This is a genomic window from Pseudomonas urmiensis (genome assembly GCF_014268815.2).
In the GTDB taxonomy this organism is placed as follows: domain Bacteria; phylum Pseudomonadota; class Gammaproteobacteria; order Pseudomonadales; family Pseudomonadaceae; genus Aquipseudomonas; species Aquipseudomonas urmiensis.
The window spans coordinates 5,328,044-5,354,815 of sequence record NZ_JABWRE020000001.1; the positions used below are offsets into that span (position 1 = coordinate 5,328,044).

22 protein-coding genes are annotated in these 26,772 nt (G+C 63.7%); 13 read left to right on the plus strand and 9 right to left on the minus strand.

The annotated features are described in order from the left end of the window. Positions 1-36: 36 nt before the first annotated feature. From HU737_RS24060 to HU737_RS24070, 3 genes are read left to right on the plus strand one after another with little or no spacing between them, the layout of a single operon-like run. Positions 37-819: a sulfite exporter TauE/SafE family protein gene (locus tag HU737_RS24060; protein ID WP_186555904.1), complete on the plus strand. Its 783-nt coding sequence runs from the start codon at positions 37-39 to the stop codon at positions 817-819. Between the two features lie 15 nt (positions 820-834). Further along, complete coding sequence (lgt, locus tag HU737_RS24065; RefSeq protein ID WP_186555905.1) at positions 835-1,644, plus strand: prolipoprotein diacylglyceryl transferase; 810 nt, start codon at positions 835-837, stop codon at positions 1,642-1,644. Between the two features lie 48 nt (positions 1,645-1,692). Beyond that, positions 1,693-2,664, plus strand: a complete 972-nt coding sequence (locus HU737_RS24070) for a thymidylate synthase (protein WP_186555906.1) — start codon at positions 1,693-1,695, stop codon at positions 2,662-2,664. A gap of 35 nt (positions 2,665-2,699) precedes the next feature. Here the strand turns inward: HU737_RS24070 and cadR are convergent, their stop codons facing one another. Continuing rightward, entirely contained in the window at positions 2,700-3,143 is a 444-nt protein-coding gene (gene cadR, locus HU737_RS24075; RefSeq protein ID WP_186555907.1) for a cadmium resistance transcriptional regulator CadR, read from the minus strand. An 82-nt stretch (positions 3,144-3,225) separates the two neighbouring features. Between cadR and HU737_RS24080 the strand changes: the two genes are divergently transcribed. The 5 genes from HU737_RS24080 to HU737_RS24100 all read left to right on the plus strand — a co-directional run bounded on the left by HU737_RS24080 (position 3,226) and on the right by HU737_RS24100 (position 10,464). Further along, complete coding sequence (locus HU737_RS24080) at positions 3,226-5,487, plus strand: heavy metal translocating P-type ATPase (RefSeq protein WP_186555908.1); 2,262 nt, start codon at positions 3,226-3,228, stop codon at positions 5,485-5,487. Between the two features lie 9 nt (positions 5,488-5,496). Continuing rightward, positions 5,497-6,360 (plus strand): LysR family transcriptional regulator, encoded by an 864-nt coding sequence (locus HU737_RS24085; protein WP_186555909.1) that lies wholly within the window; start codon positions 5,497-5,499, stop codon positions 6,358-6,360. Between the two features lie 257 nt (positions 6,361-6,617). After that, entirely contained in the window at positions 6,618-7,682 is a 1,065-nt protein-coding gene (locus tag HU737_RS24090) for a putative 2-aminoethylphosphonate ABC transporter ATP-binding protein (RefSeq protein ID WP_186555910.1), read from the plus strand. 1 nt (position 7,683) lies between these two features. Next, a complete protein-coding gene (locus tag HU737_RS24095; RefSeq protein ID WP_186555911.1) occupies positions 7,684-9,408 on the plus strand; it encodes a putative 2-aminoethylphosphonate ABC transporter permease subunit in 1,725 nt (574 codons plus the stop codon). Positions 9,409-9,438: 30 nt separating this feature from the next. Continuing rightward, positions 9,439-10,464: a putative 2-aminoethylphosphonate ABC transporter substrate-binding protein gene (locus HU737_RS24100; protein ID WP_186555912.1), complete on the plus strand. Its 1,026-nt coding sequence runs from the start codon at positions 9,439-9,441 to the stop codon at positions 10,462-10,464. 264 nt (positions 10,465-10,728) lie between these two features. Here the strand turns inward: HU737_RS24100 and HU737_RS24105 are convergent, their stop codons facing one another. Continuing rightward, entirely contained in the window at positions 10,729-12,093 is a 1,365-nt protein-coding gene (locus HU737_RS24105) for a GTPase/DUF3482 domain-containing protein (RefSeq protein ID WP_186555913.1), read from the minus strand. Further along, positions 12,086-13,477 (minus strand): DUF2868 domain-containing protein, encoded by a 1,392-nt coding sequence (locus HU737_RS24110; protein ID WP_186555914.1) that lies wholly within the window; start codon positions 13,475-13,477, stop codon positions 12,086-12,088. Before HU737_RS24110 ends, HU737_RS24105 begins: the two co-directional genes overlap by 8 nt. Positions 13,478-13,531: 54 nt before the next feature. On the opposite strand from HU737_RS24110, the gene HU737_RS24115 reads away from it, so the two are divergent. After that, positions 13,532-14,050, plus strand: a complete 519-nt coding sequence (locus HU737_RS24115) for a dihydrofolate reductase (protein WP_186555915.1) — start codon at positions 13,532-13,534, stop codon at positions 14,048-14,050. A 31-nt stretch (positions 14,051-14,081) separates the two neighbouring features. On the opposite strand, the gene HU737_RS24120 is transcribed toward HU737_RS24115, so the two are convergent. Further along, positions 14,082-15,473: an L-cystine transporter gene (locus tag HU737_RS24120; RefSeq protein ID WP_186555916.1), complete on the minus strand. Its 1,392-nt coding sequence runs from the start codon at positions 15,471-15,473 to the stop codon at positions 14,082-14,084. 243 nt (positions 15,474-15,716) lie between these two features. Here HU737_RS24120 and HU737_RS24125 point away from each other — a divergent pair, with 243 nt between their 5' ends. Continuing rightward, positions 15,717-16,772 carry an HAD family hydrolase gene (locus HU737_RS24125; RefSeq protein ID WP_186555917.1) on the plus strand — a complete coding sequence of 352 codons (1,056 nt, stop codon included), beginning with the start codon at positions 15,717-15,719 and terminating at the stop codon, positions 16,770-16,772. Positions 16,773-16,933: 161 nt separating this feature from the next. Here HU737_RS24125 and ilvD read toward each other — a convergent pair whose 3' ends face one another. Further along, positions 16,934-18,775, minus strand: a complete 1,842-nt coding sequence (gene ilvD, locus HU737_RS24130) for a dihydroxy-acid dehydratase (protein WP_186555918.1) — start codon at positions 18,773-18,775, stop codon at positions 16,934-16,936. A gap of 494 nt (positions 18,776-19,269) precedes the next feature. Here ilvD and mgtE point away from each other — a divergent pair, with 494 nt between their 5' ends. Beyond that, positions 19,270-20,325 carry a magnesium transporter gene (gene mgtE / locus HU737_RS24135; protein ID WP_186555919.1) on the plus strand — a complete coding sequence of 352 codons (1,056 nt, stop codon included), beginning with the start codon at positions 19,270-19,272 and terminating at the stop codon, positions 20,323-20,325. A 505-nt stretch (positions 20,326-20,830) separates the two neighbouring features. Here mgtE and HU737_RS24140 read toward each other — a convergent pair. Continuing rightward, entirely contained in the window at positions 20,831-22,027 is a 1,197-nt protein-coding gene (locus tag HU737_RS24140) for a class I SAM-dependent rRNA methyltransferase (protein ID WP_186556535.1), read from the minus strand. A gap of 293 nt (positions 22,028-22,320) precedes the next feature. On the opposite strand from HU737_RS24140, the gene HU737_RS24145 reads away from it, so the two are divergent. Both HU737_RS24145 and mutM read left to right on the plus strand, forming a co-directional pair. Beyond that, complete coding sequence (locus HU737_RS24145; RefSeq protein ID WP_186556609.1) at positions 22,321-23,139, plus strand: HDOD domain-containing protein; 819 nt, start codon at positions 22,321-22,323, stop codon at positions 23,137-23,139. 3 nt (positions 23,140-23,142) lie between these two features. Further along, positions 23,143-23,955 (plus strand): bifunctional DNA-formamidopyrimidine glycosylase/DNA-(apurinic or apyrimidinic site) lyase, encoded by an 813-nt coding sequence (gene mutM, locus HU737_RS24150; protein WP_186556536.1) that lies wholly within the window; start codon positions 23,143-23,145, stop codon positions 23,953-23,955. Positions 23,956-24,049: 94 nt separating this feature from the next. On the opposite strand, the gene ggt is transcribed toward mutM, so the two are convergent. The 3 genes from ggt to coaD all read right to left on the minus strand — a co-directional run bounded on the left by ggt (position 24,050) and on the right by coaD (position 26,572). Then, entirely contained in the window at positions 24,050-25,732 is a 1,683-nt protein-coding gene (ggt, locus tag HU737_RS24155; protein WP_186556537.1) for a gamma-glutamyltransferase, read from the minus strand. Beyond that, positions 25,732-25,983, minus strand: a complete 252-nt coding sequence (locus HU737_RS24160) for a YfhL family 4Fe-4S dicluster ferredoxin (RefSeq protein ID WP_011531711.1) — start codon at positions 25,981-25,983, stop codon at positions 25,732-25,734. The genes ggt and HU737_RS24160 overlap by 1 nt, the downstream gene beginning before the upstream one ends. Positions 25,984-26,092: 109 nt before the next feature. Beyond that, entirely contained in the window at positions 26,093-26,572 is a 480-nt protein-coding gene (coaD, locus tag HU737_RS24165; RefSeq protein ID WP_186556538.1) for a pantetheine-phosphate adenylyltransferase, read from the minus strand. Positions 26,573-26,772 lie beyond the last annotated feature (200 nt).

Sequence of the window (26,772 nt, forward strand, 5' to 3'; positions counted from 1 at the left end):
GTTACCATGCCGGATTGAATTTCAAGGGGTCGACGAATGGAGTTCGTACTCTATCTGCTGCTGGGCGCTTGCGCCGGCGTCCTGGCCGGGCTGTTCGGCGTGGGCGGCGGGATCATCATCGTGCCGGTGCTGGTGTTCAGTTTCACCTTGCAAGGCTTCGATCCCTCGGTGCTGACCCACCTGGCCGTGGGCACCTCACTGGCGACCATCGTCTTCACCTCGATCAATGCCGTGCGTGAACACCAGCGCAAGGGCGCGGTGCGCTGGCCGATCTTCGCCTGGATGACCCTCGGCATCCTCATCGGTGCCGGCATCGGTGCCAAGACCGCCTCGCTGATCCAGGGGCCGATGCTGCAGAAGATCATCGGCGTGTTCGCCCTGGTGATCGCCGTGCAGATGGCCCTGGACCTCAAGCCCAAGGCCAGTCGCGGCATCCCTGGCAAACCTGGGTTAACCGGCGCCGGCGTGGTGATCGGCTGGGCCTCGGCAATCTTCGGCATCGGTGGTGGCTCGCTGACCGTGCCGTTCCTGACCTGGCGCAGCCTGCCCATGCAGCAGGCGGTGGCAACGTCCTCGGCCTGTGGCCTGCCGATCGCTCTGGCCAGCGCCTTGAGCTTCATGCTGCTGGGCTGGCACGAAAGCCACCTGCCGGCGCACAGCCTGGGCTATGTGTACTTGCCGGCGCTGCTCGGCATCGCCGTGACCAGCATGTTCTTCGCCCGCTACGGCGCGCGGCTGGCGCACAAGCTGTCGCCGCGCCTGCTTAAACGTCTGTTCGCCGCGCTGCTGTTTTGCGTCGGGCTTAGCTTCCTGATTTGATCGAGAGGAACCGCAATGCTGCCTTACCCGCAGATCGACCCCGTCGCCGTAGCGCTCGGGCCGCTGAAAATTCACTGGTACGGCCTGATGTACCTGATCGGCATCGGCGGCGCCTGGCTGTTGGCCTCGCGCCGGCTGAACCGCTTCGATGCCACCTGGAGCCGGGAGAAACTCTCCGACCTGGTGTTCTGGTTGTCGATGGGGGTGATCGTCGGTGGACGCCTGGGCTACGTGCTGTTCTATGACCTGCAGGCCTACCTGGCCAACCCGACGCTGATCTTCGAGGTGTGGAAAGGCGGCATGTCGTTCCACGGCGGCTTCATCGGCGTGATGCTGGCGGCGCTGTGGTTCGGCAAGCGCAACAACAAGTCGTTCTTCGAACTGATGGACTTCGTCGCCCCGCTGGTGCCGATTGGCCTGGGTGCCGGGCGCATCGGCAACTTCATCAATGCCGAGTTGTGGGGCAAGGCCACCGACGTGCCTTGGGCGATGGTCTTCCCGCCGTTCAGCGACCCGGCGCAGTTGCCGCGTCACCCGTCGCAGCTGTACCAGTTCGCCCTGGAAGGTGTGGCATTATTCGTCATCCTTTGGCTGTACTCGCGCAAGCCGCGCCCGACCATGGCCGTTTCCGGCATGTTCGCGCTGTTCTACGGCATCTTCCGCTTCATCGTCGAATTCGTGCGGGTACCCGATGCCCAGCTTGGCTACATTGCCTTCGGCTGGTTGACCATGGGTCAGTTGCTCTGCGTGCCGATGATCGCTGCGGGCATCTTCTTGATCTGGTGGGCCTACAACCGTAAACCAACGGCCAAGGCCACCGTCTGATTTTCACGGCAGGGGCGATCCCCCTGCCGTTCTTGTTACAGGTAAGCCATGAAACAATATCTAGATCTGGTCCGCGACGTTATCGAAAACGGCACCCTGCAGGGTAACCGTACCGGCATCCGCACCATCAGCCTGCCCGGCGCCATGCTGCGCTTCGACCTGCAGAAGGGCTTCCCGGCCATCACCACCCGCAAGCTGGCGTTCAAGTCGGCGATTGGCGAGATGGTCGGCTTCCTGCGTGGGGTGAAGAACGCCGGTGAGTTCCGCGAACTGGGCTGCAAGGTCTGGGACCAGAACGCCAACGAGAACGCCCAGTGGCTGGCCAACCCGTTCCGCCAGGGGCATGACGACCTCGGCGAGATCTACGGTGTGCAGTGGCGCCAGTGGCCAGGTTACAAGCGCGTGCCGCTGAGCAACCCGGCCGCCATCGAGATGGCTGAGAAGCAAGGCTTTCGCAAGATTGCCCAGGACGAGGAAGACGGCCAGGCGTTCGTCATCCTCTACAAGGCCATCGACCAGGTGCGCCAGTGCCTGGACACCATCGCCAACGATCCAGGCAGCCGGCGCATCCTGTTCCACGGCTGGAACTGCGCCCAGCTCGATGAAATGGCCCTGCCGCCGTGCCATCTGCTGTACCAGTTCCACCCCAATGTCGAGACCAAGGAAATCTCCCTGACCCTCTACATCCGCTCCAACGACCTGGGCCTGGGCACGCCGTTCAACCTCACCGAAGGCGCCGCGTTGCTGTCGCTGTTCGGCCGCCTGACGGGCTACACCCCGCGCTGGTTCACCTACTTCATCGGCGATGCCCATGTGTACGAGAACCACCTGGACATGCTCAACGAGCAGCTCAAGCGCGAGCCGCTGGCGGCGCCGAAGCTGGTGATCAGTGGTCGCGTGCCGGAGTTTGCCAAGACCGGCAAGTATGAGCCTGAGTGGTTGGAGAAGATCGAGCCGAGTGATTTCAGCCTGGAAGGGTATGAACACCATGCGCCGATGACTGCGCCGATGGCAGTTTGATCCAACAATTTCGGGGCCGCTTTGCGGCTCCGAAGCTAATGCCCGTGGCTGCGCCCCACATGTGAGTGCTCGGTTTCCGGCACCGATACCGCCCCATTCACTTCCAACTGCTGCAAGATCGCGCACTCAGCGCCGGGTGCCGTGCAGCGTTGGCGCAACTCCACCAATTGTGCCTGTAGGGCCATCAAGCCATCGATGCGCGCCTGCACGTGCGCGATATGCTCATCGATCAAGGCATTGACGCTGCCGCATTGGCCTTGCGGACTGTCACGCAGGCGCAGCAGGCTGCGGATCTCATCGAGGGTCATGTCCAGTGTTCGGCAATTGCGAATGAAGGTCAGCCGCTCGACATGTGCCTGGGTATACAGCCGGTAGTTGCCCTCGCTACGGGCAGGCTCTGGCAGTAGCTGCTCGCGTTCGTAGTAGCGGATGGTCTCGACGGCGCAATCGGTGGCTTTGGCCAATTCTCCGATCTTCATGACGAATCTCCAGCAGATGGCTTGACCCTATAGTGGCTATAGGGTGTTCACTTGGCAACAGGCTCTCTTTAAGGACGAATCCATGAACCAGCCTGTCAGCCCCGATCACTCGCACGACCACGCCCATGCTCACGACCATGAGCATGGCGGCAAAGCCTCTTGCCACGACACCCACGCGCACAGCTGCTGTGGCTCTGCTGCCGCTGCGCCAGCCTTGGTGCAACTGACCGAGAAGGCTAGCAGCAATGCGCAGCTCAGCCGCTTCCGCATCCAGGCTATGGACTGCCCTACCGAGCAGACCCTGATCCAGGACAAGCTGGGCAAGATGGCCGGCGTCGAGCAGCTGGAGTTCAACCTGATCAACCGGGTGCTCGGTGTGCGTCACACCTTGAGCGGTACCCACGCAATCGAGCAAGCCATCGCTAGCCTTGGCATGCAGGCCGAGCCGCTGACCGATGCCGATGAAGCCGCCCCGGCCCCCGCAGCCAAGACCCGTTGGTTGCCGCTGGCGCTGTCCGGGGTGGCGGCGATCGCTGCCGAGGTGGTGCATTTCACTGCGCTTGCGCCTGGTTGGCTGGTCGCTGCGCTGGCGCTGGCGGCGATCCTTGGCTGTGGCCTGGGCACTTACAAAAAGGGCTGGATCGCCCTGAGAAATCGCAATCTCAACATCAACGCGCTGATGAGCATCGCCGTGACCGGCGCCGTGCTGATCGGCCAATGGCCAGAAGCGGCCATGGTCATGGTGCTGTTCACCGTTGCCGAGCTGATCGAAGCACGCTCGCTCGACCGCGCCCGCAACGCGATCAGTGGCCTGATGCAGCTCAGCCCGGACATGGCCACCGTGCAGCAGGCGGACGGCCAGTGGCGTGAGGTCGATGTCCGTGAGGTGGCCCTCGGTGCGGTGGTGCGGGTACGTCCCGGCGAGCGGATCGGTCTGGATGGCGAGGTGCTCAATGGCCAGTCCAGCGTCGATCAGGCGCCGATCACCGGCGAAAGCCTGCCTGTGGAAAAAAACAAAGGCGATAAGTTGTTCGCTGGCACCATCAACCAGGAGGGGGCGCTGGAGTATCAGGTGAGCGCTGCAGCCGGGCAATCGACCCTGGCGCGCATCATCAAGGCCGTGGAAGAGGCCCAGGGCGCGCGCGCTCCGACCCAGCGCTTCGTCGATCGCTTCTCGCGCATCTACACCCCGGTGGTGTTCGCCGTTGCGCTGGCTGTGGCGATCATCCCGCCACTGTTCATGGCGGGTGCCTGGTTCGACTGGATCTACCGCGCCCTGGTCCTGCTGGTGGTGGCCTGCCCATGCGCCTTGGTGATCTCCACGCCGGTGACCATCGTCAGTGGCCTGGCCGCCGCTGCGCGCAAGGGCATTCTGATCAAGGGCGGCGTGTACCTCGAAGGGGGGCGCAAGCTGGACTTCCTTGCCCTGGACAAGACCGGCACGATCACCTATGGCAAGCCGGTACAGACCGACTTCAAGCTGCTTGAGCCGCTGTTCGAAGGCCGTGCCCAGGCGCTGGCGGCAAGCCTCGGCGAGCGTTCTGATCACCCGGTTTCCCGTGCCATTGCCCAGTTCGGCAAGGAACAGGGTACGGCGCTGAGCGAGGTCAGCGCGTTCGCCGCATTGGCTGGGCGTGGCGTGCGTGGCGAGATCGACGGGGAGCTGTATCACCTGGGCAACCATCGCCTGGTCGAGGAGCTGGGGTTGTGCTCGCCTGAACTGGAAGCCGAGCTCGATGCATTGGAGCGCCAGGGTAAAACCGTGGTCTTGCTGCTCGACCGCAGCGGCCCGTTGGCGTTGTTCGCCGTCGCCGACACGGTCAAGGACAGCAGCCGTCAGGCCATCGCCGAGTTGCATGAGCTGGGCATCAAGACGGTCATGCTCACCGGCGACAATCCGCACACCGCCCAGGCGATTGCCGCCCAGGTCGGTATCGACCGAGCTGAAGGCAATTTGCTGCCCAGTGACAAGCTCAACACCATCGAGGCGCTGTACGCCGAAGGACACCGGGTCGGCATGGTCGGCGACGGGATCAACGATGCGCCGGCCCTGGCGCGCGCCGAAATCGGCTTTGCCATGGCCGCGGCGGGCACCGACACTGCGATCGAGACCGCCGACGTGGCGCTGATGGACGATGACTTGCGCAAAATCCCGGCCTTCGTCAGGCTGTCGCGGCAAAGTGCGGCGATCCTCACCCAGAACATCGTGTTGGCGTTGGGGATCAAGGCGATTTTCCTGGCGATCACCTTTGCCGGCATGGCCACCATGTGGATGGCGGTGTTCGCCGACATGGGCGTCAGCCTGTTGGTGGTGTTCAACGGCCTGCGCCTTTTGCGCAAATAAGGAACCTGCATGCTGAGTGCCGAGCTCAAAGCCTTCTACATGGTGGCCCGCCTGGGCAGCATTACCTTGGCGGCGAAGAAGCTCGGGCTCAGCCAGCCGACGGTGACCACGCAGATTCGCAACCTGGAAAGCCAGTACGCGGTTGAGCTGTTCTACCGCGGCGGTCGGCGCCTGGTGTTGAGCGAGGAGGGCGCGCGGCTGTTGCCGATGGTCAAGGCTTTGCTGCAGCAGGAAGCCGACATCGAATTCGAGCTGCGCAACAGCGGCCAGGCCCAGGGCAGTTTGCGCATTGCCGCGACGGCGCCGTACTACATCCTCGACCTGGTGAAGATCTTCCGCGAGCGCCTGCCGCAAGTGGACGTGGCGGTGGAGATCGGCAACTCCCAGCAGGTGCTGGAGATGCTCGAAGACTATCGGGTGGACATTGCTGCGTCATCGCAGCTGCTCGAAGATGCGCGCCTGATTCGCCGCGTGCTCGGCACTGATCCGCTGGTGGTAGCGGTGCACCGCAATCATCCATTGGCCAATCGCCAGGTGGTGGCCATCGACGCCTTGGCCGGGCATTGCCTGCTGATGCGCGAGCAGGGCTCGACCACCCGCAAGCTGACCGAGCAGATGCTCGCCGATGCCGGGGTCAAGATCGGTGCGTTGCTGGAAATTGGCAGCCGCGAGTCGATTCGCGAGGCGGTGTTGCGCAACATCGGCATCAGCATCATTGCTCGCCATGAGGTGCCGCATAACCCTGAACTGCGGGTGCTGGTGCTGGAGAATGCGCCGGTGATGCATGAGTACCTGTACTGCCTGAAGGAGCGGCGCCAGGCCAGGTTACCGGCGGCGTTCCTCGGGGTGGCGCAAGAGGTGGCGGGGCTGTAGGCGATGCCGCGCCAACGGGGCGTCTGCGAGCTACACACGGGCCTCGTGGGAGCGGGCTTGCCCCGCGATGGCGATGGTGAGCACAAGGACGTCATCGCGGGGCAAGCCCAATCCCACGCAATCGCGCCTGCAGTCGACACTGAACGTGGCCACTACAAAATCCACCAATACCACTATCACCGGCTTTTGCCCTAAAGCCACATAAGCTTCGCATTGGGTTCCTAGCATGGCCTGCATCTCTTCGACGAGGCCCTGTCATGACCCACGCCATCGCCACCCCAGGCGCACAGATGAAAGTGCGCGGTATCCACAAGCGCTTCGGCGCGTTTACCGCGCTCAACGATGTCTCCCTCGATATCGCCGCTGGCGAGCTGGTCTGCCTGCTCGGCCCGTCGGGCTGTGGCAAGACCACCCTGCTGCGCTGCATCGCGGGCCTCGAACGGCAGGACCGTGGGGCGCTGTACATCGGTGATCGGGACATTTCCGAGCTGCCACCGCAGGCGCGTGATTACGGCATCCTGTTCCAGTCCTACGCGTTGTTCCCCAACCTCACAGTCGAAGCCAACATCGCCTACGGCCTGACCGGCTCCAGCCGTGAGCAAGCCCGCCAGCGCGTGGCCGAGATGCTCGAACTGGTTGGCCTGCTGGGCAGCGAGAAGAAATACCCCGGGCAGCTTTCCGGTGGCCAACAGCAGCGCGTGGCCCTGGCCCGCGCCCTGGCTCCGGCCCCTTCGTTGCTGCTGCTCGACGAGCCGATGTCGGCGCTGGATGCGCGCGTTCGCGAGCATCTGTGCACTGAGCTACGCCAGTTGCAGCGCCAGCTCGGCATTACCACCTTGATGGTTACCCACAACCAGGACGAGGCCATGCTGATGGCCGACCGCATCGCCGTGATGAACAACGGTCAGGTCGAGCAGTACGCCACGCCGCAAGAAATCTACGACAAACCCGCGACGCCGTTCGTTGCCGAGTTCGTCGGCCAGGGCAACTGGCTGCCGTTCCAGCGCAGCGGCGACAGCCACGCCCAGGTTGGCGGGATGAACATGCGCCTGGGGCCAAACGCGGCCCGCGCCAGCAGCGGTCGGCTGTTCTGCCGCCCGGAGGCGATCACGGTCAACCCGCTGGTGCATGAGGAAAACCTGTTCGCGGCCAAGGTCCAGGAGATCACCTTCCTCGGCAACCGCTGCCGAATGAGCTTCGAGCTGAAAACCCTGCCAGGGCATACCCTGCTCGCGGAAATTGCCCCAGAAGCCATGCCGCGCCTGGGTTCGCAAGACATCTGGGTGGCCCTGCCACCACAGAGCCTGCAGGTGTTTGCCTAAGATGGCCGCGCCAATCTCCTTGCCGCTCAAGCAAGCCAAGGCGGCGCCGGGCAATGGCGTCGCCTTGGGTGACCGGTTGTTCGTGGTCGGCGGCAAGAGCCTGCTGCTGGTTCTGCTGGTGCTGGCGGTACTGATGCCGCTGCTGGCGATCTTCTGGCGAGGTTTGAGCGCTGACGCAGGCCAAGGCGGCGGCCTGCTGGCGGCGCGCGAGCTGTTTGCCAGCGACAACTTCCACTGGCTGCTCGGCAACAGTTTGTCAGTGGCATTCACGGTGGCGGTGATCGTCATCCCGCTGGCCTATCTGTTCGCCTACGCCTTGCAGCGCACGCTGATCCCCGGCAAAGGCTTGTGGCGAGGGGTTTCCCTGCTGCCGCTGCTGGCGCCGTCGATGCTGCCGGCCATCGCCCTGGTCTATCTGTTCGGTAACCAAGGCCTGCTGCGCGGGCTGCTTAGCGACAATATCTATGGCTTCTGGGGCATCGTCCTGGGTGAGGCCATCTACACCTTTCCACATGCCCTGATGATTCTGCTGTCGGCGCTGTCACTGGCAGATGCGCGCTTGTTCGATGCGGCATCGAGCATGGGCGCAGGCCCGGTGCGGGCGTTTTTCAGCATCACCTGGCCGGCCACGCGTCAGGCGGTGTTCGCCGCGTTCTGCCTGGTGTTCACCCTGACTATCACCGACTTTGGCGTGCCAGTCGTCGTCGGCGGCGATTATCAGGTGCTGGCGCTGGAGGCCTACAAGGCGGTGGTCGGCCAGCAACAGTTCGGCCGTGGCGCGTTGATTGGGATGGTCCTGCTAGTGCCAGCGCTGCTGAGCTTTGCCGTCGATGCCTGGTTGCGTCGGCGCCAGGGCGAGGCGCTGAGTGGCCGTGCGCAGGTGTTCGAGCCCAAGCCATCGCGGCTGCGTGACGGCGTGTTCCTGGCCATCGTGCTGCTGATCTGTGCGGTGCTGCTGGCGGTCGTCGGCATGGCGGTGTACTCGTCGCTGGTCAAATTCTGGCCGTACAACCTGTCGCTGTCGCTCAAGCACTACAGGTTCGAGGACACCGCTGGCGGCGGTTGGCTGGCCTACCGCAACAGCGTGACCATGGCCTTTTGCACGGCGTTGATCGGCAGCGTGGTGATCTTCGCTGGTGCCTACTTGATGGAGAAGACCCAAGGCCAGCGCCTGCTCAACCAATCGCTGCGGCTGCTGAGCTTCATCCCGATGGCGGTGCCGGGCTTGGTCCTGGGCCTGGGCTACGTGTTCTTCTTCAATCTCAATGGCAACCCGCTGCATGTGTTCTACGGCAGCATGGCGCTGCTGGTGGTGTGCACCATCGCCCACTACCTGACCACCGCGCAGATGACCGCGACCACCGCCTTGCGCCAGCTCGACGGCGAGTTCGAGGCGGCAGCGCTGTCGCTCAAGGCGCCGCTTTATCGGCATTTCTTGAGGGTGACCGTGCCGATCTGCCTGCCAGCGCTGCTGGACATCATTCGCTACCTGTTCGTCTCGGCGATGACCACGGTGTCGGCGGCGATCTTCCTCTACAGCCCCGACACCATCCTTGCGGCCGTCGCCGTGCTGAACATGGACGACGCCGGCAACGTCGGCGGCGCTGCCGCCATGTCGACCCTGATCCTGCTAACCAGTGCGACCGCCTCATTGCTGCTAGCCGCAGCTTCTCGCGGCCTGCTGCGCCGCTCCCAGGCCTGGCGCCAACGCGCCCCCGGCCATTGACCGACTGCCAACCCTGAAAGGAACCGCAACATGTTCAAGCCCTTTGCACTTGCCGCTGCCGTATCCGCTGTATTCAGCCTGCAGGCTACGGCCGCCGGGAGCCAGCTGACGGTCTACACCGCCCTGGAGGCCGAGCAGCTCAAGAGCTACAAGCAGGCCTTCGAAAAGGCCAACCCGGACATCGAGATCAAGTGGGTGCGCGATTCCACCGGCATCATCACCGCCAAGCTGCTGGCGGAAAAAGACCGCCCGCAGGCCGACGCCGTGTGGGGGCTGGCGGCCTCCAGCCTGGCCATTCTCGACCAGCACCAGATGCTTGAAGCCTATGCGCCAAAAGACCTGGAGAAGATCTCCAAAAACTACCGCGACGCCGCCAACCCGCCAGCCTGGGTGGGCATGGACGTGTGGGCCGCGACTATCTGCTTCAACACCGTCGAGGCCGAAAAGCAGGGCCTGAGCAAGCCCGTCAGCTGGCAGGACCTGACCAAACCTGAGTACAAAGGCAAGATCGTCATGCCCAACCCGGCCTCCTCCGGCACCGGCTTCCTGGACGTCAGCGCCTGGCTGCAAACCTTTGGCGAGCCGCAGGGTTGGGCCTACATGGACGGGCTGCACCAGAACATCGGCCAGTATGTGCATTCCGGCTCCAAGCCCTGCAAGCTGGCAGCCTCGGGTGAATTCCCGATTGGTATTTCCTTCGAGTACCCGGCGGTGCAGCTCAAGCGCCAAGGGGCGCCGCTGGACATCATCCTGCCCAAAGAAGGTCTAGGCTGGGAAATCGAAGCGACTGCAGTGATCAAGGGCACGCCGAAGGCAGAGGCGGCCAAGCGTTTGGCTGACTTCTCCGCAAGCCCCGCGGCAATGGAGCTGTACAAAGAAAACTTTGCAGTGCTGGCCGCGCCAGGGATCGCCAAGCCACAGACCGAGCTGCCAGCGGACTACGAGCAGCGCTTGATCAAGAATGACTTTGCCTGGGCCTCAAAGAACCGCGACCAGATCCTGGCTGAATGGCGCAAGCGCTATGACGGCAAGTCGGAGAAAGTGGCCCAGCAGTAAAGGTGCCTGGGGCCACAAAGCGGCCCCAATAACCAATTGCCCAGGAGAATGTTCGAGCTGAGTGATGGCCTCGCCGATGTAGTCGTCGGCGCCGTGCTGTGGGATGAGCAGGCCAAGGAGGTGGGCGTGGCCGGTGATCGATTTGCAGGTGTTGAAGGGCAAGGCGTTGGCGTTGCTGTGAAAGGGGGCGGGGGCTGTGCCGGCCCTATCGCGGGGCAAGCCCGCTCCCACGAGCCCGCGATGGGGCCGGCATAGAAGACGCCATCACAACTGGCTAACCAACACCTCCAACTGCTCCTGGCGCTCCGCCTGGTTGACCCGCGCCCCAGGGTTGAGCGTCGACCACAGCGGATGCGCCCGGGCCTTGTTCAGCGCCTCAGGCAGCTTGCCTTCGCGCCAGGCTTTTTCATCCGCTGCGCCCAGGCGAATGCTGTCCTGCGCCGCATGCCCACGGCTTTCCAAGGCTTGCACCAACTGCTGCTGGCGCAGCGCCAACAGGCGCAAGACGCTGTCATCCACGGTCAGCTCGCGCTGGCCCTTCAACTTGCCCATCAACCTTGAGCCGTAATTGCGTGCGGTCTGCAATGCGCCGCCAGCGATGGCCCCGGCCAGCGCGGCAGCGCCAAGGGTCAGGCCGCCGACCAACAGATCCACACCGGCGCCGGCCGCAGCACCGGCGGCAACTCCGCTGCCCAGGCGCACGCCCAACAGCTTGAGGGTTTCCGGGTTGAACAGATCATCTCCCCAGCGCCCGTCCAGCAACGGCAGGTCGCCGGCATTGGCGTCTTCGCGGCGAAACGCATACAGCTTGAGCAATGCTTCGACACAGCGCTGCTCACGCTGACGTACATCCTGGCGCAGCGCTTCGATGGCCTTGGCTTCAGCCGCAGGCTCGGCCTCGACACTGCGTCGGCAGGCGGCGCAGTCGAGCAACAATTCGGCGATCAGGCGTTTGCCGCTGTGCTGGCGGGCCAGGCGCTGAGCCTGCTGGTCGTCGATCAGGCGCTGGAGCGAGGGGCGCGCATCCTCCAGCAACAGGGCCAGGCTTTCATACAGCCGCCGCTCACCGTCTTCAGGAGGGGCAACGCTGTCGAATCGCACTAACGCGTGCAGGCCAAGGCGGGCGAGGGCTTCGCGCCATTCGGGCTCGCGGTGTTGGCTGCTGGCGACGAAGTTGAGCACCGGCAGCAGCGGCTTGCCACAGCTGGCCAGCACTTGCAGTTCATCGCGGTACTTGGCCAGCACCGGTTCACGGGCATCGATCACATACAGCCCGGCATTGCTCGCCAGCAGCTGGCGCAGCACCTTGGCTTCCTGCTCGAAGCGCTGGCGCGCCTCACTGCCCTGAAGAAAGCGCTGTAGACGCGCCGGCCCGTCCAACCGTTCACCAGGGCGCTCCAGCCGTTCCAGGTAATCGAGCAGGGCGATGGCGTCTTCCAGCCCTGGCGTATCGTACAACTCCAGTAGCGGCTCGCCGTCCACCGACAGCCGTGCGCCTTCGACATGGCGAGTGGTGCTGGGGCGGTGCGACACCTCGCCGAAACCGACGTCACGGGTCAGGGTACGCAGCAGCGAGGTCTTGCCGACGTTGGTGTGGCCGACCACGGCCAGTTTCAGCGGCTCAGTCATGGCCATGCTCCAACCAGGTCAGGGGCGAGGTATCGGCGTGAGGCAGGCCGAGGCGGTCGAGGGCTTCGTGCCAGTCGCCCAGGCGCGCCGCATCCAGTGCTTGGCCGGGAAGCGCCTGGAGCAGCCAGATACGCGTGGCGCCGGCATTGCGGGCAAGCTCGGCGAGCAGCGCCAGGCTGCCGCGGTCCGGCGAGCGGCGTGGGTCGCAGGCGATGGCCAGGCGCGCCGGTGGAAAGCGGCTCAGTTGTTCGAGCAGCTTGTTGCGAGACTCGCGGCTGTCGAGGATGCCAGCGTTGGTTACGCCTGGGGCAAGCTTGGGCGGCCAGGGGCGCTGGTCGTCCAGTTCAAGCCCTACCAGCAACGCGCCGCTGGCATCTGACTCCAGTTGTCCCGGCTGGAAATGCGGCAGGGCATCTGGCGCCGCATCTTGTACGCCAAGGCGTTCGCTGCGCGGCATCAATGCATCGCGCAGTTGGGCATAGCCGGGCAGGCTCAAGTCCAGCGTCAAGCGCTCGCGACCTTGGCGCCAGCGCCACAGGCACAGCAGCGCCAGTAGCAAGCGCGGCAGCAGGCCGTACACCAGCACTACCCCGAGCAGCCAACTGGCCCAGGCCTGACGCGCCAGGTCGAGGGCCGGCAGCGTATCGCCGCTGGCGCGGATCATGGCTTCATCGGGCACGGCAAAGCCCAGCAACGAGGGCAGGGCGCCGAGGGCATGCGTGAGGCTGATGAAGGGCTCGGCGGCGAGCAGGGTGGTTTCCCAGACGAAGCCATAGCGCCGAGTCGCCAGCAACGCCAATAGCATCAGCAATGCGGCGATCATCGCCAGCAGCCACAAGCCATGGACCAGCGCGCCCAGTAGCCAGCGGTTGAGGCGCTGGCGCTGCAGCAGAATCAGTAACGCCGGCGCCAGTTGTGCGGCCTTGGCATCGCGGGCAAAGCGCTCGCTGAGCCATAGCCACAGGCGGCCCAGCACTGCGCCTTGTTCACCTGCGGTGGTGAAGCTCACGGCCCAGCCGATCAGCATCAGCAGGTTCAGCCCAAGCAGGCTGCCCAGTGCCCAGAACACATTCACCGGTCGTTGGCCATCGCCCAAAGCCGCCAGGCCAAGGCCTGCGCCGCTGAACAGGGCAAACAGCAGCAGCGCCAGCAAGGCCAGGCGCGCGCCCTGCTTCCAGTGGCGCAGGGCCTCGGCCATGCCATCGCGCTCGGCCAGCCACAGGGCGCGGCTCTCGATGCGTGCCGCCAGGTCGCCGCCCAGCTGGCGGGCACGGCGGTTGGCTTCCTGGTCTTCCAGGGGCCCGGCGTGTTCCTCGCGCAGGCGCACCGCTTCGGTGAGCCAGCGCTTGTCGAGTGGAGTCGGTGCAGTCACAAGGTCTTCCATTGCACAGGTCAGGGCACAAGCTTAACCCAGGCTTGGTTTGCTATCCTCGCCGACATGAATACATCACTCCCCCTCAGCCTGATCGCGGCGTGCGCCGAGAACCGCGTGATTGGCATCGACAATTCCATGCCCTGGCACCTGCCGGGGGATTTCAAGTACTTCAAGGCTACCACCTTGGGCAAGCCGATCATCATGGGTCGCAAGACCTGGGATTCGCTGGGCCGGCCGCTACCAGGCCGGCTGAACATCGTCGTCAGCCGTCAGCCGGGGTTGCAGCTTGAAGGCGCTGAAGTGTTCGCGTCGCTGGAGCAGGCGCTGCAACGCGCCGAGCAGTGGGCCCAGGAGCAGGGCGTCGATGAGCTGATGCTGATTGGCGGCGCGCAGCTGTACGCACTGGCGCTGGAGCAGGGGTTGGTCAGCCGCATGTACCTGACGCGGGTCGAGCTGTCGCCAGAAGGTGATGCCTGGTTCCCTGAGTTCGACCAGGCGCAGTGGGCGCTGGCCTCCAGCCAGGCGCAGGCAAGCGAAGGCGGCAAGCCGGCTTATCATTTCGAGGTGTGGGACAAGCGTTGAGACAGGGGGCCGCAAAGCGGCCCCAAAATGCTCAGGAATGACTCAGCTGCGCATGCTGATCATCACCCAGCACGTGATGATCGGTCTGCTTGAGCAACTGGCTCGTCACCACGCCCGCGGTCATCGACCCACTCACGTTCAACGCCGTGCGGCCCATGTCGATCAGCGGTTCTACCGAGATCAACAGCGCCACCAGTTCAACCGGCAGCCCCATCGCCGGCAGCACGATCAGCGCAGCGAAGGTCGCACCCCCGCCAACCCCGGCGACCCCTGCCGAGCTCAGGGTGACGATGGCCACCAGCGTGGCGATCCACAGCGGGTCGAAGGTGTTGATGCCCACCGCTGGGGCAACCATCACCGCCAACATGGCCGGGTACAGACCGGCGCAGCCGTTCTGGCCGATGGTGGTGCCAAACGAGGCGCTGAAGCTGGCAATCGACTGCGGCACACCCAGGCGGCGGGTTTGCGCTTCGATGTTCAGGGGAATGCTCGCCGCACTGGAGCGGCTGGTGAAGGCGAACGTCAGCACTGGCCAGACCTTACGGAAGAAGCGCAGCGGGCTGACGCCGGTAGCGGCCAGGATCACCCCGTGAACCACGAACATCAGCCCCAGGCCGAGGTAGGACACCAGCACGAAACTGCCCAGCTTGAGGATGTCGTCCAGGTTGGAGCTGGCGACCACCTTGGTCATCAAGGCCAGCACGCCGTAAGGGGTGAGCGTCATCACCAGGCGCACCAGGCGCATCACCCAGGCTTGCAGGGTGTCGATGGCCGACAGGGCGCGCTCGCCCTTGTCTTTGTCGTCCTTGATCAACTGCAGCGCGGCCAGGCCCATGAACACGGCGAAGATCACCACGCTGATGATCGAGGTCGGTTTGGCCCGGGCCAGATCCGCTACCGGGTTGCTGGGGATGAACGACAGCAGCAGCTGCGGGATATTGAGGTCGGCGACCTTGCCGGCGTAGTCGCTCTGGATCGCTTGCAGGCGCGCCGCTTCCGGCACGCCCGCTACCAGCCCTTCGGCGCTGAGGCCGAACAGGTTGGTCAGGACGATACCGATCAGCGCGGCAATGGCGGTGGTCAGCAGCAGGGTGCCAATGCTCAAAACGCTGATCCGGCCCAGCGAGGAGGCGTTGTGCAGACGGGCGACGGCGCTGAGGATCGAGGCGAAGATCAGCGGCATGACGATCATCTGCAACAGGCCGACATAGCCGTTACCGATCAAGTCGAGCCAGCCGATGGTGGCCTTGAGCACCGGATGGCCGGCGCCATAGATCGTGTGCAGGACCAGGCCGAACACCACGCCCAGCACCAGACCGAGCAAGACTTTCTTGGCCAGGCTCCACTGGGTGCGGCGGGTTTGTGCCAGGCCCAGCAACAGGGCCAGCAATGCCAGCAGATTGAGTGACAGCGGCAGGTTCATTGAAGCTCCAGAATCGAATACAAGGCGTCGCGTCTGTGCGCGATTGCGAACGCAAATGCTAACAGCCTGAAAACAAACGAATTTATATTCAAATGGAATGTGCTTAGTCGTTATTGGAATAACGCGCTGTCGCTATTGAGCAATCAAGGCGGCGCTTTCGAGCTGTATTGAAGTCGTTGTGGGCCATCCCCTGCGCGGATTGTTGGCTAGCGTTGTTGGGCCAACCTTTCAGGAGAGTTGCACATGACGAACGCTGCGAAGATGCTCGCGGCAGGCTTGGCCCTGGCCCTGAGCCTCGACACCTGGGCCACCGAGCTCAAGCACTGGCCCACTGAGGCCGCCAAGCAACTGGACAGCATGATCGCCGCCAATGCCCACAAGGGTAATTACGCGGTGTTCGACATGGACAACACCAGCTACCGCTTCGACCTCGAAGAAGCTTTGCTGCCGTTCATGGAGAACAAAGGCCTGCTCAGTCGGGACAAGCTCGACCCTTCGTTGAAGCTGATGCCGTTCAAAGATACCGCCGAGCACAAGGAGAGCTTGTTCAGCTATTACTACCGGCTCTGTGAGATCGACGACATGGTCTGCTACCCCTGGGTCGCCCAGGTGTTCGCGGGCTTTACCCTCAAGGAGCTGAAGGTGCAGGTCGATGCGCTGATGGCCTCGGGCAAGCCGGTGCCTAGCACCTATTTTGAGGGGGATCAGGTCAAGGCGATCGAGGTGCAGCCGCCCAAGGTGTTCACTGGCCAGACCGAGCTTTTCAACAAGTTGATGGAGAACGGCATCGAGGTCTATGTGATTTCCGCTGCTTCCGAAGAGTTGGTGCGCATGGTCGCTGCCGATCCCAAGTACGGTTACAACGTGAAGCCTGAGAACGTCATTGGCGTCAGTTTGCTGCTCAAGGATCGCGACAGCGGTCAGCTGACCACGGCACGTAAGCAGATCTCGGCCGGGCACTATGATCCCAAGGCCAATGAGTCGCTGGAGCTGACCCCTTATCTGTGGACCCCGGCGACCTGGATGGCCGGCAAGCAGGCGGCGATCCTGACCTATATCGATGAATGGAAGAAACCGGTGCTGGTGGGGGGGGATACCCCTACCAGCGACGGCTACATGCAGTTCCATGGGGTCGATGTCGGCAAGGGCGGGATTCACCTGTGGATCAATCGCAAGGCCAAGTACCTGGATCAGCTTAACGGCATGATCGCCAAGCATGCGGCGGCTCAGGCCAAGGAAGGCTTGCCGGTGACGGCCGACAAGAACTGGGTGATCGTTACCCCTGAGCAGATTCAGTGAGGGTCAATCGCGGGGCAAGCCCGCTCCCACGAGTGCGTGGGTGATTGCTCAACGGCGCGGCCAGTCGCGGCTTGCGTGGGAGCGGGCTTGCCCCGCGATGAGGTCGCCCCAGGCATAAAAAAACGGCGCACCAGGCGCCGTTTTCTATCTCTCGCTAAGCCTTACAGCCCATCGAGCATCGCTTTGTTACGCACAGCACCTTTATCAGCACTGGTCGCCAACAGGGCATAGGCCTTCAGCGCGGTGGTGACCTTGCGCGGACGCACTTCAACCGGCTTCCAACCTTTCTGGTCCTGCTCAACCCGACGCTGCGCCAGCTCTTCGTCGCTGACCAACAGATTGATAGAGCGGTTGGGAATGTCGATCAGGATCTTGTCGCCATCGCGCACCAGGCCGATGGCACCACCCGCTGCGGCCTCCGGCGAGGCATGGCCAATCGACAGGCCCGAGGTACCACCTGAGAAACGGCCATCGGTGAGCAAGGCGCAGGCCTTGCCCAGGCCTTTGGACTTCAGGTACGAGGTCGGGTAGAGCATCTCTTGCATGCCCGGGCCGCCTTTCGGACCTTCGTAGCGGATGATGACGATGTCGCCGGCCTTCACTTCGTCGGCAAGAATCCCGCGCACCGCGCTGTCCTGGCTCTCGAAGATCTTGGCGTTGCCTTCGAACACGTGGATCGACTCGTCGACGCCAGCGGTTTTCACCACGCAGCCATCCAAGGCGATGTTGCCGTACAGCACCGCCAGGCCGCCTTCTTGCGAATAGGCGTGCTCGACGCTGCGGATGCAGCCTTCGGCGCGGTCGTCATCGAGGGTTTGCCAACGGGTCGACTGGCTGAAGGCCGTCTGGGTCGGGATACCGGCGGGGCCAGCCTTGAAGAAGGTGTGCACCGCTTCATCGTCGGTCTGGGTGATGTCCCACTTGGCGATGGCTTCTTCCATGCTGGCGCTGTGCACGGTCGGCAGGTCGGTGTGCAGCAGGCCGCCACGGGCCAGCGAGCCGAGGATGCTGAAGATGCCGCCAGCGCGGTGGACGTCTTCCATGTGGTACTTCTGGATGTTCGGCGCAACCTTGCACAGCTGCGGCACTTTGCGCGACAGGCGATCGATGTCGCGCAGGTCGAAGTCGACCTCGGCTTCCTGGGCAGCGGCCAGCAGGTGCAGGATGGTGTTGGTCGAACCGCCCATGGCGATGTCGAGCATCATGGCGTTTTCGAACGCCTTGAAGTTGGCGATGTTGCGCGGCAGCACCGATTCGTCGTTTTCGCCGTAGTAGCGCTTGCACAGCTCGACGATGGTCCGCCCAGCGGTGAGGAACAGCTGCTCGCGGTCGGAGTGGGTGGCCAGGGTCGAGCCGTTGCCCGGCAGGGCCAGGCCCAGGGCTTCGGTCAGGCAGTTCATCGAGTTGGCAGTGAACATGCCAGAGCACGAACCGCAGGTCGGGCAGGCGCTGCGCTCGTACTCGGCGACTTTCTCGTCGGAGGCCGACGAGTCGGCAGCGATGACCATGGCGTCGACCAGGTCCAGGCCGTGACTGGCCAGTTTGGTCTTGCCGGCTTCCATCGGGCCGCCAGAAACGAAGATCACCGGGATGTTCAGGCGCAGGGCGGCCATCAGCATGCCGGGGGTGATCTTGTCGCAGTTGGAGATGCACACGATGGCGTCAGCGCAGTGGGCGTTGACCATGTATTCCACGGCGTCGGCGATGATCTCGCGGCTTGGCAGCGAGTAGAGCATGCCGTCGTGGCCCATGGCGATGCCGTCGTCGACCGCGATGGTGTTGAATTCCTTGGCCACGCCACCGGCGCGTTCGATCTCGCGGGCGACCAGTTGGCCCAGGTCCTTCAGGTGCACGTGACCTGGGACGAACTGGGTGAACGAGTTGGCGATGGCGATGATCGGTTTCTTGAAGTCGTCGTCCTTCATCCCGGTAGCGCGCCACAGGGCTCGGGCACCGGCCATGTTGCGGCCGTGGGTGGAAGTCTTGGAACGATAATCAGGCATGAAGCACTCCTGGCGGCTGAATCAGGTCAGTAACAAATAGGGAAGTGAGCTTCTCTTGTCCTTAGTGCCCTAGGCCGGTTGCCGCTGGCACGGATGAGGTCGAACACACTGCGGGATCGCCGCAGGCTCGACCAGAGCTCATAAACCCGCCGGGGGATGTCTGGCGATGAATACGCCGATTCTACACCGCTGGCGCCGCGAGGGAATGCTGATGTGCCCGGTGGGATGTAAGCCTGGCATGGCCGAATTGTCGTAGGACGCTTCCCAAATACCTCGTTGGCGCGTTTTTCCTGCTGACGCCTGCCCCCGCGCTGCCTATTATCCCCGCGCCGCATGTGCGGCTTGACGAGATACATCCTCAATGGACCTTCCCAGTTTTCAGTTCATCACGAACTTGCACGCTGGCACTGAGCGCGCTGTCGCCAGGGCATCCGAAGGCTTGAGCCCACGCGGCTGAGGTTTGCGGGCGCCTGCGTCGGCGCCTGGAGAACCTTATGCACTATTCATCTGATTTTCTCGCTGCACACGCCCACCTGCGCGAAGCCGCCCAGGCTCGGCGAGACGGCCTGTTGCAGGCTGGGCTGTATAACGAAGGCACCGCCGGGGCCTTGATGACCAGCGAATATTCGAGCCTGGACAATGGCCTGAGCGCCAGTCAGGCAATCGACATGCTGCGTCGCGAGGCGGCCGATGCCGAAACCATCTATCAGTCGTATGTGCTCGATGAGCGGCGCAACGTGCTGGGCACGGTTTCGCTGCGTGAGCTGATTCTGGCCGCCCCAGACCAACCCATCGAGCAGATCATGCAGCGCAGGGTCATCTGCGTGGCCACCGGTACCGCCCAGGAGCAAGTCGCCCGGCTGATTCGTGAGCATGACCTGCTGGCTGTGCCGGTGCTCGATGAACTGGCGCGGCTGGTGGGTATCGTCACCTGCGACGATGCGTTGGATGTGGTGGTGGAAGAGGCGACCGAAGACTTTCATAAAGGCGCGTTGATCACCACCCACATTGGCAATTTGCGCGATGCCACCGTCGGTCTGCTTTATCGCAAGCGGGTGTTGTGGCTGGTGTTGCTGGTGTTCGGCAACCTGTTCTCGGGTGCAGGCATCGCGGCGTTCGAGGAAACTATCTCAGCCCATATCGCACTGGTGTTCTTCTTGCCGCTGCTGGTCGATAGCGGCGGCAATGCTGGCGCGCAGTCGGCGACGCTGATGGTGCGTGGGATCGCTACGGGCGAGGTGATGATGCGCGACTGGTTGCGCATGCTCGGGCGTGAGTGCGGTGTGGCGTTGGCGCTGGGTGCGACCATGGCCGTGGCGGTGGCATCGCTGGGGGTACTGCGCGGCGTACCGGAGATCGCGCTGATCGTGGCTAGCAGCATGTTGGTGATCGTGTTGATCGGCAGCTTGATTGGCATGAGCCTGCCGTTCATGTTCACCCGGCTCAAGCTCGATCCGGCTACGGCCAGTGGACCGCTGGTGACATCGATTGCCGATGCGGTGGGGGTGTTGATCTACTTCGGGATTGCATCGCAGGTGCTGGATATCTGATCTGTAGCGATCAAGGCGACTGCGTGGGAGCGGCTCCGTGAACGCGACTACGTGAACGCGACTACGTGAACGCGACTACGTGAGGGTGACTACGTGAGGGTGACTACGTGAGGGTGACTACGTGAGGGTGACTACGTGAGGGTGACTACGTGAGGGTGACTACGTGAGGGTGACTACGTGAGGGTGACTACGTGAACGCGGCTGCGTGGGAGCGGCTTGCCCGCGATAGCGATCGATCCGACCTGCAGGTCTGGCGATCGATCGCTATCGCGGGGCAAGCCCGCTCCCACGCAGCCCACGCAGCCCACGCAGCCCACGCAGCCCACGCAGCCCACGCAGCCCACGCAGCCCACGCAGCCCACGCAGCCCACGCAGCCCACGCAGCCCACGCAGCCCACGCAGCCCACGCAGCCCACGCAGCCCACGCAGCCCACGCAGCCCACGCAGCCCACATACCCGCTCGCACCCGCTCCCACGCAGCCGCGTTCACGCGGCGTGGCCTGGATCAGCTGTTAGGCAGCAGCCGGCAAGTGATGCTCTTGATGTAGCGCGTTTCAGCTATGGCGGGGTGCACCGGATGATCCGGGCCTTGGCCGCCGCGCTCCAGCAACTGCATGTTGCGGTCCAGGTGGCGGGCGCTGGTCAGCAGGATGCTGTTCAGGTCATCTTCAGGCAGGTGCATGGAGCACGAGGCACTGACCAGAATGCCGTCCTTGGTCAGCATGCGCATGGCCTGTTCGTTGAGGCGGCGGTAGGCGGCCTCGCCGTTTTTCAGGTCTTTCTTGCGTTTGATGAAGGCGGGTGGGTCGGCGATGATCACATCGAAGCGCTCTTCGGCGGCCTTCAGCTCGCGTAGGGCCTCGAACACGTCACCTTCGATGCAGGTGACTTTCTCGCTGATGCCGTTCAGCGCTGCGTTGCGCTCGACGCCATCGAGGGCGAAGCCGGAGGCATCGACGCAGAACACTTCGCTGGCACCGAAGGCGCCGGCCTGCACACCCCAGCCACCGATGTAGCTGAACAGATCCAGCACGCGCTTGCCGTTGACGTACGGCGCCAGGCGCGCGCGGTTCATGCGGTGGTCGTAGAACCAGCCGGTCTTTTGTCCTTCACGTACCGGTGCTTCGAATTTCACCCCGTTCTCTTCCAGCGCGACCCAATCCGGCACTTCGCCGTAGACGGTCTCGACATAGCGCTGCAGGCCTTCGGCATCGCGGGCGGCGGAGTCGTTCTTGAACAGGATGCCGCTTGGCTTGAGTACCTGGACCAAGGCGGCGATCACGTCGTCCTTGTGCTGCTCTATGGTCGCCGAGGCCAGCTGAACCACGAGGATGTCGAAGAAACGGTCGACCACCAGGCCTGGCAGCAGGTCGGAGTCGCCATAGACCAGGCGGTAGCACGGCTTGTCGAACAGCCGTTCACGCAGCGACAGCGCCACGTTGAGGCGGTGCACCAGCAGCGACTTGTCCAGCGGCAGCTTGATGTCGCGCGACAGCAGGCGCGCACAGATCAGGTTGTTCGGGCTCAGCGCGACGATGCCCAGTGGCTTGCCGTTGGCTGCCTCGAGGATCGCCTGTTGGCCGGCTTGCAGGCCTTGCAGCGGGGTCGCGGTGACATCGACTTCGTTGCTGTAGACCCACAGGTGGCCGGCGCGCAGGCGGCGATCGGCATTGGCTTTGAGGCGTAGGCTGGGCAGGGACATGACGTCGCTCCGGGAAAAAAGAGCGGGAGTATAACGTGTTGGCCCCAGCTTCGCTGTGGGGCGCGACAAAGCGCGGGCGGGTTCGCGTGTTTAGCCGCAATCACGCCAAGACTCACAGCACGCGCAGGTCGCTGCGGACATCTCAGGTATAAAGTTAAGCGCCGTTCGAACGATCCAGTGATTGGTGCCCTGCCGGAGTACAGGGTTAGAATCCCATGTCCTTACCGAGTGTGTGCCCAATGTCCCAGGAACTCAGCCCCGAACAGATCCAACAAGCCTTGCAAGGCATCACCATTCCGCCGCAGCCGCAGATCATGGTCGACCTGCAGTTCGAGCAGTACATGCCCGATCCGGATCTGGAAACCATCGCCAAGCTGATCGCCCAGGACCCGGGCCTCTCCGGTGCCTTGCTCAAGCTGGTGAATTCGCCGCACTTCGGCCTTTCCAACAAGATTGGTTCGATCCAGCGGGCGGTCAATCTGCTGGGCAGCCGTTCGATCATCAACCTGATCAACGCCCAGTCGATCAAGGGCGAAATGAGCGACGAGACCATCGTCACCCTCAACCGCTTCTGGGACACTGCCCAGGACGTGGCGATGACCTGCCTGACCCTGGCCAAGCGCACCGGTATCCAGGCAGCAGACGAGGCTTACACCTTGGGCCTGTTCCACGATTGCGGCGTGCCGCTGATGCTCAAGCGCTTCCCCAATTACATGGACGTGCTGGAAGACGCCTATGCCACGGCGAGTGAACAAACCCGCGTGGTCGATACCGAGAACCGGGTGTTCAACACCAACCATTCGGTGGTGGGTTACTTCACCGCCAAGTCCTGGCGCCTGCCAGAGCACATCAGTGCGGCGATCGCCAACCACCACAATGCGTTGGCGGTGTTCCGCGATGAGTCCTCGCGCAATACCCAGACCCAGCTGAAGAACCTGCTGGCGGTGTTGAAGATGGCCGAGCACATCTGCGCCTCTTATCGGGTGCTGGGCAACCAGAACGTCGACCATGAGTGGAATGTGGTTGGCCCACTGGTGCTCGACTACATCGGTTTGTCGGAGTACGACTTCGAAAACCTCAAGCAGACCATCCGCGAACTGGGCGGGCACTGACCGATGCCTGAATTGCCCGAAGTCGAGACTACCCGGCGCGGTATTGCGCCGTATCTGGAGGGCCAGCGGGTCAGCCGCGTGGTGGTGCGTGAGCGGCGCTTGCGCTGGCCGATTCCGGAGGATCTGGATGTGCGCCTGTCCGGCCAGCGCATCGTCACGGTGGAGCGGCGGGCCAAGTACCTGCTGATCAATGCCGAGGTGGGGACGTTGATCAGTCATCTGGGTATGTCGGGCAACCTGCGCCTGGTTGAGCTGGGCTTGCCCGCGGCCAGGCACGAGCATGTGGATATCGAGCTGGAGTCAGGGCTGGCGCTGCGCTACACCGATCCGCGTCGGTTTGGCGCGATGCTTTGGTCGCTCGATCCGCTGAACCATGAGCTGCTGCTGCGGCTGGGGCCGGAACCACTGACCGATCTGTTCGATGGTGATCGGTTGTTCCAGCTGTCGCGGGGCCGCTCGATGGCGGTCAAGCCGTTCATCATGGACAACGCGGTGGTGGTTGGCGTGGGCAATATCTATGCGACCGAGGCGTTGTTCGCCGCTGGGATCGATCCACGGCGTGAGGCGGGTGGGATTTCCCGGGCGCGCTATTTGAAGCTGGCGATCGAAATCAAGCGGGTGCTGGCGGCGGCCATCGAGCGCGGTGGTACCACCTTGCGCGATTTCATTGGTGGCGATGGGCAGCCGGGGTACTTCCAGCAGGAGCTGTTTGTCTATGGGCGCGGTGGGATGCCGTGCAAGCTGTGCGGTACCCCTTTGCGTGAGCTGAAGCTGGGGCAGCGCGCTAGCGTCTATTGCCCGCGTTGTCAGCGCTGACGCTATCGCGGGGCAAGCCCGCTCCCACGCAGCTCATTCTTCGATATTGAGACGGCGTGGGAGCGGGCTTGCCCCGCGATTTGCCTGCTTCAGGTTAAGGAGCGATCACAGCCTCGCCCACACCGCGCGGATCACTTGCCGCTTCTAGCGTCCCCGCCGCCTTGTCCCAATACAGCACCTGCTGGTTGCCGTAGCTACGCCCCAGGTCCTTCAGGCGATACCCGCGAGCCTCCAGCTCAGCTTTTTGCACAGCGCTGAACGTCCCCGGCTCATGCTCAACCACGTCCGGCAGATACTGGTGGTGATACCGCGCCGTCGCCGGCCATTCGCTCACCGGTCGGCCCTCAAGAAAACCCATCACCGACAGCAGCACCATGCTCGGAATCCGGCTACCACCCGGCGTGCCGAAGCTGGCCAGCTGGGTCGGGCTCTCGATAAAGCTGGGGCTCATGCTCGACAGGGGGCGCTTGCCCGCCGCCACGGCATTGGCCTGGCTGCCAGCGAGTCCATAACTATTACTGCCGTGTGGATCGGCGGCAAAGTCGTCCATCTCGTTGTTGAGCACCACGCCACTGCCTGGCACGGTGAAGGCCGCGCCGAATGGCAAGTTGACCGAAAGGGTGGCTGACACTGCATTGCCGTCGGCGTCGATCACCGCAAAGTGCGTGGTGTGGTCGCCTTCGCGCCATGCCGGTGCGGGGGCCAAGGTGCTGCTGGGCGTGGCTTGGTAGACGTCGATGCTGTCGGCAAGCCCGGTCAGGTAGTTGCGCGCCAGCAGGCGATTGATCGGGTTGCTGACGTAATCCGGGTCGCCCAGTAGTCCACGATCTCGATAGGCCCGGCGCAGCACTTCAATCACGTAATGGCTGCGCTGGACCGGCTCGGCGCTTTGCCAGGGCAGGCGCTGGAGCATCGCCAGGCTTTGCGCCAAGGCCACGCCACCTGCCGAGGGCGGTGGGCTGCTGATCAGTTGGCGTTGGTTGGCCAGGTTGAAACGCAACGGCTCGCGCCAGACGGTGCGGTAGTTGGCCAGGTCATCGAGGGTCCAGATACCGCCCGCCTCGCGGATTCCATCTACCAACTGTTCGGCCAGCACGCCTCGGTAGAAGCCATCACGGCCGTCATCGGCTATGCGTTGCAGGGTGTGGGCCAGCTCTGGCTGGCGGATGACCGCGCCCAGCGGCGGGACTTGGTTGTTCAGCAGAAATAACCGTGCGCTTTCAGGATCGTCACGCAGCGCACTCAGGCGCATGGTGGCGCGGTCGCGATAGATGCGGTCCACGGTAAAGCCCTGGTTCGCCAGGCGAATGGCTGGGGCAAGGCTGTCCTTGAGCGGCAGCTTGCCGTGAGTGGCAGCGAGTTCGGCCAGGGCTTGAGGCAGGCCGGGAATGGCTGCGGCCAACGCGCCATTGATCGAAAGCCCCGGGCTGACTTTGCCCTGCTTGAGGTACATGTCCTCGGTTGCGCCGCCAGGGGCGCGCTCGCGGGCGTCGAGGAAGCGGTAGCGCGGGGTTTGCCCAGCTTCTCGCAGCAGGAAGAAACCACCGCCGCCAAGCCCCGAACCATAGGGTTCGACCACCGCCAGCGCAGCGCTGACGGCAATTGCCGCATCGAAAGCGTTACCACCTTGCGCAAGGATTTGGCCTGCCGCCGCAGTGGCTTGCGCATGCGGGCTGGCGATTGCCGCGCGGCCAGGGCCTTGAGCGTGGGCCGCAGTTGCCAGCAGCGCCAGAACGGCGCCCAGGGCTGCGCTGCGAAACGCGCCGACGAACGGCATCAGGCTTTGCCGGTGATCCGACGGTATTTGGCCATCAGTTCGTCTTCGGTTTCCGGGTGGGCTTCATCCAAGGGGATGCAGTCGACCGGACAAACCTGCTGACACTGCGGCTCGTCGTAATGGCCCACGCACTGGGTGCACAGGTTTGGGTCGATCACGTAGATCTCTTCGCCTTGGGAGATGGCGGCGTTCGGGCACTCGGGTTCGCAGACGTCGCAGTTGATGCAATCGTCGGTGATGATCAGGGACATGGGGGCTCCGGCCGGGGCTCTGGGCCCGGGCATGTTTCAGACCTAATGGGCACAATTGTGCCGCAATCGCGCCCGCAGTGCACGCGGGCGCGACGTCAGGCCGTGTAGATCACTTCTTGAAGCGTTCGGTCAGGGCCTCGGCCACCACCGGATGGACGAACTTGGTGATGTCACCGCCCAATGCGGCAATTTCCCGGACCAGGGTCGAGGAAATGAACGAATAGCGCTCCGACGGCGTCAGGAACAGGCTCTCGACGTCCGGTGCCAGCTGGCGATTCATGTTCGCCAGTTGGAACTCGTACTCGAAATCCGAGACCGCGCGCAGGCCACGCAGGAACACATTGGCATTCTGCTCCTTGGCGAAATGCGCAAGCAGGCTGGAGAAGCCGATGACTTCGACATTGGGCAGGTGCCTGGTGACCTCACGGGCCAGCTCAACCCGCTGTTCCAGGGGGAACAATGGATTTTTCTTGGGGCTGGCCGCCACAGCGATGATCACGTGATCGAACAGACGCGAAGCGCGCTCGACCAGGTCGCCGTGGCCCTTGGTAATAGGGTCGAAAGTACCCGGGTACAACACTCGGTTCATCGCGTCATCCTGGCTTGGAGTGCGTTGGGGAGTCGGATGGTAGCGCAGCGATTGCGCCCGGCCAAGCGGTGCGGCCTGACGAAGGCACTATAGACAGTACGGATATGGGTTGTCATGTGGCTTGCCTGTATTGGCCTAATCGCGGGGCAAGCCCGCTCCCACGCCCATCGGCGCACGATTCGTGGGAGCGGGCTTGCCCC